This is a genomic window from Streptomyces sp. NPDC055966, assembly GCF_042269865.1.
Classification (GTDB): Bacteria; Actinomycetota; Actinomycetes; order Streptomycetales; family Streptomycetaceae; genus Streptomyces.
The window spans coordinates 399,417-410,497 of record NZ_JBHJYK010000004.1 but is presented as its reverse complement, the minus strand read 5'-3'; the positions used below and the strand labels follow the sequence as shown (position 1 = coordinate 410,497).

Sequence of the window (11,081 nt, the reverse complement as noted above, 5' to 3'; positions counted from 1 at the left end):
CCTGTGCCCCCCACCAAATCCTTGGGCCCCGCTCTCGGGAAAAAATTTACCCGCCCCGGGGGGGGGGGGGGGGGGGCCCCCCCCCCCCCCCCCCACCGCGGCGTTCACCGGGTCGGGACGAACCCTCCCCGGACCGACGCGGGGCCGCCCGAACCCTGCGCGTCGACGCGGTAGCCGTCGCCCGCGGCACTGCGCACGCCGGTGGCGTGGTTGAACTGGGCGGCGAATTCATAGCTCCCGGCCGGCACGGTCAGGCCCGGCTTGAGGACCCAGCGGTAGACCAGCGTGCCGTCGGCCTCCTGGGCGGTGACGGTGAAGTCAGTGCTCGGCAGGGTCTGCCAGGTGCCGGTGATCTTCACCCCGCCGGTCTGCGCGATCCGCATCTCGATCGTGAGCGAGGTGAGCGGCTGGGTCGTCTTGAGGGCGAGGTTGCTCTGCGTCCAGTAGACGGTGCTGTGCGGGTCCACCGAGCCGGCCGACCACAGCGGCCCGTTCTGGCTCTCGCCGGCGGTCGGCGACGGGCTGGTGGCCGGCGGAGTCGGGCGCGCGCTGCCCGGCGTGGTGGCCGGGGCCGGCGCGACAGGGGCGGGACGGCCCGATGCCGGGTGCGGGGAACTGACGGTCGGGGACGGGGTGGCAGGCGTGGTCACGGTGGCCGAAGGCGACGAGTGCGCGACGATGGCGGCGACGGCGAGGCCGCCGGTCGCCAGGATGCCGGTGGCGGCGAGCCCGGCGAGCGCGACCCTGGTCCCGGACCTCGCGAACGGCCGCGCGCGGTGACGGACGGCGGGACCGGCCATGCCGCGTTGAACCTGGGCCAGCATCCTCGCACGGTCGGGCCGGTGGGCCTCGGCGGCCTCGCGCAGCCGACGGGCGATCTCCTCGTTCACCGGTTCCTCCTCCCTGCCACCAGGTCCCCGACCGCTCGCGCGCCAAGAATCCTTTCCAGCTCGGCCATTCCCTTCGAGGTCTGGCTCTTCACCGTACCGACCGATATGCCCAGCGCCACCGCCGTGTCCTTCTCCGACAGGTCGAAGGCGTGCCGCAGCACCACACAGGCGCGCTTGCGGAACGGCAGCCGGGCGAGCGCCGCGCGGACGTCCAGCACGGCCGCCATGTCCGGCCCCTCCACCTTCTCGGGGCTGCGGGACCAGAACAGCGTGATCCGGCGTCGCTCGCGCACCGCGCTGCGGATCCGTCCGCGCGCCAGGTTGGCCACCACACCGCGGGCGTAGGCGAGCGGGTGGTCGGCCTGCCGCAACCGGTCCCAGCGCTGCCACAGGGCGACCAGGGCGTCCGCCGCGAGGTCGTCCGCCGCGTCGGTCTCGCCGGTCAGGAGGTGTGCCAGACGGGCGAGTTCGGCATAGTGGCGTTCGAAGAATTCGTGGAACTCCGCGGACGCGTCATCGAGGAGCATCCCCCGCCCTCTCCTGACAATGATGTGCGCGTTAGTTGCGCGTTTAACAATGGGGGCGCAGCCTAACAGTGCCCAGCCCGGGATTCGAACAGCGGTCGTGCTCGGTTGCGGGCCGGTGAAGGCTGACCGGCGGGCTGGTCAATGCCGGGCGAACTGGACACCGGTCGGCTGCGCGCGGTCCGGCCGCACGGCGATGCCGCCGACGGTCAGCCGCTCCCGTAGATGTCGGTGATCCTGAGCGGCCCGCCGCAGCCGGTGCCATCGGCGGACAGGAAGTAGTGGTATTCGGTGCAGGACAGCCGCCGCCGGCCGCCGGCGGCCCGCACCTCCAGCGCGGCCACCGGGTTCCGGTGGCCGGCCCACCGGCAGGTCGGCGAGCTCGGCGAACGCCTGTCGGCTGAGGTCGAGTTGCCCGCCCCGTACCGGTTCCGCTCCCGGTGAGGACGGTCAGGGCCAGGCACGCCGGCACATCGACGACCAGCAGCCCCAAGGGAATGCCCGTGACCAGTCCGCGCCTGCGCCGCCGTTGCGGCGCGGGTTGCGGCGCGGCGTGCTTCGTTGCCCTCATGCCCGTCCATCCGGTAGTTCGACTCGGCCTTCCGGCTCCCAGTCGCCGCAGGAGCCGAGAAGGTTGCCGCCCCGACGCCGATTTCGTGGCGATCGGTGCACGGCACGAAAGGGATCTTCAGTGCAGTCACTCCCCTCGCTGCCCACGGCCGCCCGGATCCGGGCGTCCTCCTACTCGGTACCGGCCCTGCTCGGTACCGGCCCTACTCGCCCGCTTCGGGAGGCCCGGCTGCCGTGGCCGGGAGGTCGCCGCATCGGCCATCGGCGGACGGCGAAGCCGAGGAGCGCCGCGATGGTCATAGCCTGACGCACGACACGCATCCCACCCCGGTCGCCGCTCGTTCCCGGTCTCGCCGACCCGGGCTGCTACTCGCTCATGGACGCCGCGGAAGGACGCCACCTTCTGCGCCCGCTCCGGCTCCGCCGACGGGTCGCTCTCCCTGGAGTCGTACAACTGCCCGGGCCGCCACCTCCGTCACCGGGACAACCCCGAGCTCCGGCTCGACCCCTCCGAGAGCAGCGCCGCGTACCGGGCCAGCCGCTCCTTCGCCGTCGTCGCACCCCGTACCTGACCGTAGGTCGGACCGGAATACTCCGCCCATGGCACCGCGGTCTTCCGGCAACCCGCGCGTCGGCGAAGCAGAAACCACCGAGGGTCTCAGGCCAGCTTGCGGATCACCGGGGTAAGCCATCGGCGGTACGCCGCCGTGTCCTCCCGCAGAGCCCGGCTCACCACCACACGCTTCTCCGAGACACACCAGCCGACCGCGCCGGCGACTGGCAACTCCAACACGTGCAGCTCGAACGGGCGGGCCTTGCGCCCCAACTCCTTCTCCACCGCACGGACGAGGTCTCCTTCATGGCCACGGCGACCACCGCGCATCATGGCCTCCGCGTACTCGCGGCCCCGGGCAGAACTCCACCGCACGGCGTCATCGAAGCACTCGCGCACCAGCACCCCGAGTTCCTCGCCGTCCCCGAACCTGGACTCCGGCGCAGGGAACCCGCGATCGGGCCCCTCGTGCCGCGTCAATGCGCGATCCCACCATCGAGCCCACTGCGCCGACGCCTCCGGGACCGCGAGAGGCACGAGGCTCGCCCGCGTCTCGACCGCCGGCACCAGCGGCGGCACGTCGATGCCGGCGCGCGGACGCAGACCAGCCGCGTCCCGCACGAACAACCCGATCACGAGCTCCTGCGAGGTCCCGCTTCGGACCTGCCAGCTGGGCGACCCTGCATATCGCATGACGGACATCCTCCGCCGCTGACGCCGCCCAGACCAGCGGATTCGGTCGGGCAGCCCGGGGGTGGGACTCCCCCGGGGCACCCGTCCACCCCGCTGACGCAAACGAACTCGCCACGCGGACACCCTCGGGCACGCCTCGGCCCGCCGTAACACAAACGGACTCGGGCGCGCTGGTTAACGCGCGTAGCGCGGGCCCGCGCGCATGCCGTGCGCAGGGTCAAGTTTCAGCCAGACAACACCCATCCCCCACCCATTGACCAGTAAGCGCCCAACCCCCTTGAGCAATGCGGCGGTCAGGATTCCGCAAGGCTTCTTGTTGTTGCGTACTCAACAAAGCGATGGTCGTCGCGGGCCGCCGCCCCCACCGGTCACCCCATCGGTGGACCCCCACACCCGCAGGCCTCTGTCCACCACTTCCAGGAGGCTGTACCTTGCGTACGACCACCCCCAGCTCCCCCCACATACGCGGCAGATGGCGCCGCGTGGCCTCGGCGGCAGCGGCCACCGCCGCGCTCGTCATCGCCGGACTCGGCACCGCCGGCCACGCAAGCGCGGCCACCGCCACCACGAGCCACAAGGTGAGCTCCAAGGCGATCGCCGCCCAGGTCGCCAAGGCCCACGTGCAGTACACACGGGCATGCGGCGCCACCCCGAAGAAGGGCTACGCCGCCTGCAACGCCCTGCGCGTCACCGGCGGCACCACCGCCTTCATGGAGAAGCAGGCCGCCCTGAAGGGCATCACGCCCAAGACCATCAGGCCGAACGCCGCCTCCGATTCCCCCACCGGATTCGGCCCGTCGGACCTCCAGTCCGCCTACGGCCTGACCTCCGCGGCCTCCGCCAACGGCTCGGGCGAGACCGTCGCCATCGTCGACGCCTTCGACGACCCGAACGCCGAGTCGGACCTCGCGACCTACCGCTCGCAGTACGGCCTCCCGGCCTGCACCAGCGACAGCGGCTGCTTCAGCAAGGTCGGCCAGGACGGCTCGTCGTCCAACCTCCCCACCGCCGACAGCGGCTGGGCCGGTGAGGAGTCCCTCGACCTCGACATGGTCAGCGCGGTCTGCCCGAACTGCAACATCCTCCTCGTCGAGGCCAAGTCGGCGTCCGAAGCCGACCTCGGCACCGCGGTGAACGAGGCCGTCTCCCTCGGCGCGAAGTTCGTCTCCAACAGCTACGGCGGCTCGGAGTCCTCCTCCGACACGACGTACGACTCCGAGTACTACAACCACCCGGGCGTCGCCATCACCGCCAGCGCGGGTGACAGCGCCTACGGCGCCGAGTACCCGGCCGCCTCCCAGTACGTGACCGCCGTCGGCGGCACCGCCCTCAAGACCGCCTCCAACAGCCGCGGCTGGACCGAGTCCGTCTGGCACACCTCCAGCACCGAGGGCACCGGCTCCGGCTGCTCCGCCAACGACCCCAAGCCCAGCTGGCAGACCGACAGCGGCTGCTCCACCCGCATGATCGCCGACGTGTCCGCCGTCGCCGACCCCGCCACAGGCGTCTCGGTCTACGACACCTACCAGGCAAGCGGCTGGAACACCTACGGCGGCACCAGCGCCTCCTCGCCGATCATCGCTTCCGTCTACGCGCTGGCCGGCACCCCGGGCAGCAGCGACTACCCGGCGCAGTACCCGTACGCCAAGGCCGGCACCGCCGCCCTCAACGACGTGACCAGCGGCAGCAACGGCTCCTGCTCCACGTCGTACTTCTGCACCGCAGGGCCCGGCTACGACGGCCCGACCGGCTGGGGCACCCCGGAAGGCACGTCCGCCTTCAGCGCAAGCTGAGTGACACCAGCACACATCACGCATGCAAGGACCGCCCCGTCGGGTCACGGGGAGCCGCCGGCGTGAGGGGGACGTGGGGTCTCCTCGGCGGCACGGAGAAGGAAAACGGGCCACGGCAGCCGGCCGCGGCCCGTTTTCCCTGTACTGCTTCGGTTCGGCTCGGGTTGAGGAACGCTGATCGCCACCGCCGGCGCCCTGCTGGCCATCGCCGCCGGCTGCGTGCTGGTACGTCGCGTACGCCGCAGCAGGACTTCCCACCACTGACAGTTCCGTCGGCCCCGTTCGACTTGCCGGCGACACTCAGCGGGCGGCCAGCACCAGCGCCAGTCCGATCAGCGCGGGAACAGTCTGCACGAAGACGATCTTTCGGCTGGCCGTGGCGCCACCGTACGCGCCGGCCACGGCCACGCACACCAGGAAGAACACCTTCACCTGGAAACCCACCGGATCGGATGCCACCGCACCCCACACCAGACCGGCGGCGAGGAAGCCGTTGTACAGCCCTTGATTGGCCGCGAGTGCCTTCGTCCCGGAGGCGAACTCGGCACTGGTCCCGAAGGCTGCCCGAGCCCTGGGGCCGGTCCACAGGAACATCTCCAGGACCAGGATGCAGACGTGCAGAGCGGCGATGAGCAGTACCACGGCGGTTGCAATGATTGACATGAGGAACAGGTTCACACGACGCTCCCGGTCATCGTGCAGGTGCGGCTGCCGTTGGCCTCCCCCGTTGAGACCACGCCGCCCTCCGCCTACCGGTATTCGCGCTGATGATCGGTATCGTCCGCCCCGACGCACAGGGCCTTCAGTACAGCGGCCTGCAACGAGGAGGATTCACCATGGCCGATCACCGGCAGGGGACCGCGCCCGAGGACGGATCCCCATCGCGGACGCCGGACACCGATCATGCGGGCGCGCACGGCACGGTGCGCCTGGCCCTCGTGATCGGTGCTCTCGGCGTGGTCTTCGGTGACATCGGGACCAGCCCGATCTACACCCTGCAGACCGTGTTCGACCCGGGCGACCCGCACCCCGTCCCGGTCACCACTCAGAACGTCTACGGGGTGGTGTCCCTGGTGTTCTGGTCGGTGGTGGTCATCGTCCTGGTCACCTATGTGCTGCTGGCGATGCGCGCCGACAACGACGGCGAGGGCGGCATCATGGCGCTGATCACCCTGGTACGGCGATGGAGCTCACGGCGGGCCGGACGCACCGCCGCCGTACTGGCAGCGCTGGGCATCTTCGGCGCGTCGCTGTTCTTCGGCGACAGCATGATCACCCCGGCGATCTCGGTCCTGTCCGCGGTCGAAGGGCTCAAGGTCGTCCAGCCGTCGCTGGAAGGCGCGGTCGTACCCATCACCGCGGTGATCATCGTGCTGCTGTTCCTCGTGCAGCGCAGGGGAACCGCGGCGGTGGGCCGGGTCTTCGGACCGGTCATGATCGCCTGGTTCGCGGCCATCGGCGCCTGCGGTGTCGCCGGCATCGCCGACCATCCGGCCATCCTCAGGGCGCTGTCGCCGACCTACGCCCTGGGCTTCCTGTTCGGCCATTTCGGCACGGCCTTCTTCGCTCTGGCCGCGGTTGTGCTGGCGGTCACCGGCGCCGAGGCGCTGTACGCCGACATGGGGCACTTCGGCCGCCGGGCGATCACCCGCGCCTGGCTGTTCCTCGTCTTCCCCGCCTGCATCCTGAGCTACTTCGGCCAGGGCGCGCTGATCCTCGCCGGTCCGCACAACATCAGCAGCCCCTTCTTCCTGCTCGCACCGGACTGGGGACGCCTGCCGATGGTCGTGCTGGCCACGGCGGCCACCGTGATCGCCTCCCAGGCAGTGATCACCGGCGCGTACTCGGTGACCTCCCAGGCAGCCCAGCTGGGTTACCTGCCGAGGCTGCGGATCGCGCACACCTCCGAATCCACCATCGGCCAGATCTACGTCCCCTGGATCAACTGGCTGCTGATGGTCGCGGTCCTCACCCTGGTCTTCGCCTTCCGCAGCTCCGCGGCGCTGGCCTTCGCGTTCGGCATGGCGGTCACCGGCACCATCACCATCACCACCCTGCTGTTCTTCTACGTCGCCCGCGCGAAATGGGGCACGCCCAAGTGGCTGGTCGCCATCGGCGCGGCCGTACTGCTCTTTGTGGACCTGCTGTTCGTGGCGGCCAACCTGACCAAGTTCGTCCACGGCGCGTGGCTGCCGCTGCTGATCGGCGTCACCGCGTTCACCGTCATGACGACCTGGCAACGCGGACGCGAGGTCGTCACCGCCGAACGGGCGCGGCTCGAAGGTCCGCTGCCCGAGTTCATCGAAGACCTCCGCTCAGGGAAGCTGTCGACGCTCCGGATCCCGGGCACGGCCGTTTTCCTCAACCGGGGCAAGCAGACCGCGCCCCTGGCCATGCGGGCCAACGTCGAGCACAACCACGTGCGTCACGACCAGGTCGTCATCCTCTCCCTGGCGACCGAACCCATGCCCCGCGTACCGGCCGACCAGCGGATCGTCGTCGACGACCTCGGCTACACCGACGACGGGATCATCCACGTCACCGCAAGGTTCGGCTACATGGAGACACCGGACGTGCCCGGCACCCTGGCCGTGCTCACCCCGGCACAGACCGAGGGGCCGCTGGACCTCGACCAGGCGTCCTACTTCCTGTCGAAGATCGAGCTCCGGCGCGGCACGTCACCGACGATGGCGCCCTGGCGCAAGCGGCTGTTCATCGCCACCTCCTACATCACCGCCGACGCCGCCGAGTACTTCGGCCTGCCCCGCGACCGCACCGTCATCATGGGCTCCCACGTCGAGGTGTAGACGCGTGGGTCACCGAGGACAGATGCCCGACTCCGCTCGGACTTCCACCATCACCGTCTGGGCGGCCTCGGCCGACGCGGCTGCCTGGCGGTGAGCAGTCCGATGTCCTCGACGTCGGAGGTCAGGATCGTCACCCGGCCGGGGTACTGGAGCGCGGTCGCGCACAGCATGGCGTCGATGGCGTGCTTGTGACCATGCAGCCCCGCTGCTCGCAGTGTCCAGGACCAGGGCACCGCTCATACGGCCGCCCCGGCATCCGAGGTCCCGCCGGTGAGCGGAGCCCGCTTGGCCGCCGCCTCCAGGTACGCCGAGACGCGCCCGAAGTGCGGGCCGTGGACGCGGAGTCGAGCGAGGACGGATGTCATGTCCGGCGAAGTGTCCGACACCACGCGGGTTTTGAGCGGCTCCGTTTCCGGGGCGGCAGGACCTACTCTGATCCCCGTGAGGCAGGCAGGCGCTGGGAAGGACGATCGGCGATGACGCCCCTGAGCACCGGGGACCCGGAGTCCATAGGCGGGTACACCCTTCTCGGCCGGCTCGGGGCGGGCGGTATGGGAGTCGTCTATCTGGGAGTCTCCGCCTCGGGACGGCAGGTCGCGGTCAAGCTCGCGCACGGGCCGTATGCCCAGGAAGAGGAGTTCCGGACGCGCTTTCGGCAGGAGGTCGCGGCAGCGCGCAGAGTGAGCGGCGCCTTCACCGCGCCTGTCGTGGACGCCGACCCGGACGCCGACCGGCCATGGATGGCGACGCTCTACGTCCCGGGGCTCAACCTCGCCGAAGTCGTGGAGCAGGACGGCCCGTTGAGCCAGCGGGAACTGCGCGCGCTGGGGCTGGGGCTCACCGAGGCGCTGCGCGACATCCACCGGGCGGGCCTGGTGCACCGGGACCTCAAACCGCGCAACGTCCTGATGACCGAGGACGGGCCGCGCGTCATCGACTTCGGCATATCGCGCGCCTCCGACAACCAGAGCCTCACCACGACCGGCCGGATGATCGGCACTCCGCCCTTCATGTCGCCGGAACAACTGTCCGCTCCCCGAGACGTCACCCCGGCCTCGGACGTGTTCTCGCTGGGGTCGCTGCTGGTGTTCGCGGCCGTCGGCACGGGGCCGTTCGACAGCGACAGCCCGTACATCACCGGCTATCAGGTGGTGCACGGGACCCCGGACCTCGACGGGGTGCCCGAAGCGCTCCTGAGCATCGTCGAGCGCTGCCTGGACAAGGACCCGGCCGCCCGGCCGGAACTGACGGACATACACCGCATGCTCCAGGCGCTGCCGGAGTCCGACGTCACCGCGTCCCCGAGGACCGGGCGGTCCGCGCGGCCCCGCCGCCGCCGGGCACGGTTGCTGCTCACCGGCCTCGGCGCGGCGCTGGCCGTCACGGGGCTGTGTGTCGGGGTGGGGGTCTTCGTGTCCGGTCCGGACACCACCGCCGTCTCCCGGGCCGCCGCCACGGCCACCGCCCGTGCCGCGTCACTGCCCGACGGCTGGCGGCCGTGGCGCACGGAGCTGCGGTACGACGTGAAGGGTGTCCCTCTCGACTACGACAGCCCGGGATGCGTGGCGGCGGGAAGCGCCCTGTTCTGCGGCGGTACGGGCTTCACGGTCGCCAGGATCGACGCGGCCTCCGGCCGCACCCTGTGGCGGACCGGCACCCGCCCTCAGGGGGTGCAGCCGATCGGCGTTCGCGACGGGCTGGTCTATGTGTACGAGGATCCGGACGACAGGACCCGGCGCGTGGTGGCCCTCGACGCCGCCACCGGGCACCGGCGGTGGCAACGCGACATCGACAAGGCCGAGGACGCGGTCCTGTACGACGGCGGGTTGCTGACCCTGTCTCCCGACCACGCGTCGTTCGTGGCCTACGGGCCTTCCGGCAAGGAACTGTGGCGGGCGCCCTCGCCGGCCGAGTACTGCACTCCGTCGGCGCTGGGAGGCGTCCCCCGTGCCCTGTGCTCGAAGGGCACCGAGCCCGGCCGGGCCCCGGTCGAGCTGATGAAGCCCGGACCCGGCAGCCTGACCGGAACCGCCACACTGCCCACGAAGGCGCAGGCGCTCGGCGCTGTCGGCGGGCAACCCCTGTTCCTCGCCCCCCAGACCGCGAAGGACGTGTACGAAGCCGGGTACGAACGGCCGTACAACGCGCTGCTGCGGGTGACCTCGACCGGGCAGGTCAGACGGATACCGCTGGCACGTCCGCTGACCGGCGCGGCCACCCTTGTGGACGGCGTCGTCTACTTCGTCCGGTCCGACGGGTCGGTCACCGCGGTGTCGGCGGACAGCGGCAGACAGCTGTGGCAGAAGGTGACGGACGTGGAGAGTCTGTCCGCGCCCGCGGTGTCAGCGACGTACGGGCGGGTGTATTTCTCCAACCGCTTCGGCCGTCTGCTGGCGCTGGACAGCCGCACCGGAGCGGAGGTCTGGCGCACGTCCGCGCTGGACGACCCCGGGGACAAAGCGCAGGACTATCCGCCGCGCGTACTGCTCGTCGAGGACGCGATCGTGGCGACGGCCGGCGACACGGCCTTCTCCCGAAGCCCGCACGGGCCCACCTGACCCGGACACGGTCCCCGATCACGTCGCGGATGGGGGCACGGCCTCGACGTGACACCCTCCGCCAGAGGTACGCCGCCTCCCACTGCGTGATCAACCTGCCCGAACGGGGGTCTCCCCTCGTTACTGAGGCAATTGGGCCTTTCGGAGGAGGCGGGGCGGCGGCGCCACCGAGAACGCGACGGATGGCCCCTACAAGGGACAGTCACGGATATATCCGTTCTTTGTAACGCACATCCTTTCGTCGATCCGGTCCCGTGCCGGCGGGCCACAGTGTGGGGCCTCGGCACAGAGCCGGGAATCTCGGATGGCACGCCCGGCCCCGGCCAGGGGCCGGTATGCACGAACGTGAGGTGACAGCTTCATGTCTGTTTCTCGTACGACGATCCGCCTGATCGCCACCTGTCTGGCCTCGGGCGCCCTCATCGGCGCGGCCGCCATGCCGGCCCTGGCCGCCGGGGGCGGTCATGACCGCGACCACGGAAGGAACTACTCGCACAGTCGCAGGGGCGACCGCGACCACGACGGCCGATTCGGCGACCGGGGCCGGGGCCACGGCTGGGACCGGGGCCGTGACCGGGACCGGGGCTGGCACCGGGACCACGGCCGGTACGACGACCGGTACCGGGGTCACGAGCGCTACCGCGGCCGCCGCTAGCCCGCCCCGCCGGAGGGCCGAGGGCCGAAGACCGTTCC

Annotated in this window: 11 protein-coding genes and 1 pseudogene; 5 read left to right on the top strand and 7 right to left on the bottom strand. The window is 71.0% G+C overall.

Translation table 11 applies throughout. The annotated features are described in order from the left end of the window. Positions 1-104: 104 nt before the first annotated feature. The 3 genes and pseudogenes from ACFC8N_RS11610 to ACFC8N_RS11600 form a co-directional block, all read right to left on the bottom strand. Complete coding sequence (locus ACFC8N_RS11610) at positions 105-890, bottom strand: hypothetical protein (protein ID WP_376287990.1); 786 nt, start codon at positions 888-890, stop codon at positions 105-107. Continuing rightward, on the bottom strand, positions 887-1,417 hold the full coding sequence (locus tag ACFC8N_RS11605) for a SigE family RNA polymerase sigma factor (protein ID WP_376287989.1): 531 nt from the start codon (positions 1,415-1,417) through the stop codon (positions 887-889). The genes ACFC8N_RS11610 and ACFC8N_RS11605 overlap by 4 nt, the downstream gene beginning before the upstream one ends. Before the next feature lie 138 nt (positions 1,418-1,555). Further along, positions 1,556-1,773 (bottom strand): annotated as a pseudogene (locus tag ACFC8N_RS11600) (hypothetical protein); the annotation flags it as partial. 651 nt (positions 1,774-2,424) lie between these two features. On the opposite strand from ACFC8N_RS11600, the gene ACFC8N_RS11595 reads away from it, so the two are divergent. Continuing rightward, positions 2,425-2,556: an AbfB domain-containing protein gene (locus ACFC8N_RS11595; protein WP_376288041.1), complete on the top strand. Its 132-nt coding sequence runs from the start codon at positions 2,425-2,427 to the stop codon at positions 2,554-2,556. An 86-nt stretch (positions 2,557-2,642) separates the two neighbouring features. On the opposite strand, the gene ACFC8N_RS11590 is transcribed toward ACFC8N_RS11595, so the two are convergent. After that, positions 2,643-3,173: a hypothetical protein gene (locus ACFC8N_RS11590; protein WP_376287988.1), complete on the bottom strand. Its 531-nt coding sequence runs from the start codon at positions 3,171-3,173 to the stop codon at positions 2,643-2,645. 488 nt (positions 3,174-3,661) lie between these two features. On the opposite strand from ACFC8N_RS11590, the gene ACFC8N_RS11585 reads away from it, so the two are divergent. After that, positions 3,662-5,023: a peptidase S8 gene (locus ACFC8N_RS11585; RefSeq protein ID WP_376287987.1), complete on the top strand. Its 1,362-nt coding sequence runs from the start codon at positions 3,662-3,664 to the stop codon at positions 5,021-5,023. A gap of 300 nt (positions 5,024-5,323) precedes the next feature. Here the strand turns inward: ACFC8N_RS11585 and ACFC8N_RS11580 are convergent, their stop codons facing one another. Then, positions 5,324-5,686 carry a DUF1304 domain-containing protein gene (locus tag ACFC8N_RS11580; protein WP_362822560.1) on the bottom strand — a complete coding sequence of 121 codons (363 nt, stop codon included), beginning with the start codon at positions 5,684-5,686 and terminating at the stop codon, positions 5,324-5,326. A gap of 173 nt (positions 5,687-5,859) precedes the next feature. Between ACFC8N_RS11580 and ACFC8N_RS11575 the strand changes: the two genes are divergently transcribed. After that, on the top strand, positions 5,860-7,830 hold the full coding sequence (locus ACFC8N_RS11575; RefSeq protein WP_376287986.1) for a potassium transporter Kup: 1,971 nt from the start codon (positions 5,860-5,862) through the stop codon (positions 7,828-7,830). Between the two features lie 50 nt (positions 7,831-7,880). Here ACFC8N_RS11575 and ACFC8N_RS11570 read toward each other — a convergent pair whose 3' ends face one another. Continuing rightward, a complete protein-coding gene (locus ACFC8N_RS11570) occupies positions 7,881-8,063 on the bottom strand; it encodes a hypothetical protein (RefSeq protein ID WP_376288045.1) in 183 nt (60 codons plus the stop codon). Positions 8,064-8,066: 3 nt separating this feature from the next. Beyond that, a complete protein-coding gene (locus tag ACFC8N_RS11565; RefSeq protein WP_356026169.1) occupies positions 8,067-8,195 on the bottom strand; it encodes a hypothetical protein in 129 nt (42 codons plus the stop codon). 111 nt (positions 8,196-8,306) lie between these two features. Between ACFC8N_RS11565 and ACFC8N_RS11560 the strand changes: the two genes are divergently transcribed. Together ACFC8N_RS11560 and ACFC8N_RS11555 are read left to right on the top strand one after the other, a co-directional pair. Then, positions 8,307-10,388 carry a PQQ-binding-like beta-propeller repeat protein gene (locus ACFC8N_RS11560; protein ID WP_376287985.1) on the top strand — a complete coding sequence of 694 codons (2,082 nt, stop codon included), beginning with the start codon at positions 8,307-8,309 and terminating at the stop codon, positions 10,386-10,388. Between the two features lie 361 nt (positions 10,389-10,749). Then, complete coding sequence (locus ACFC8N_RS11555) at positions 10,750-11,043, top strand: hypothetical protein (RefSeq protein WP_356026164.1); 294 nt, start codon at positions 10,750-10,752, stop codon at positions 11,041-11,043. The last annotated feature ends 38 nt before the right edge of the window (positions 11,044-11,081 follow it).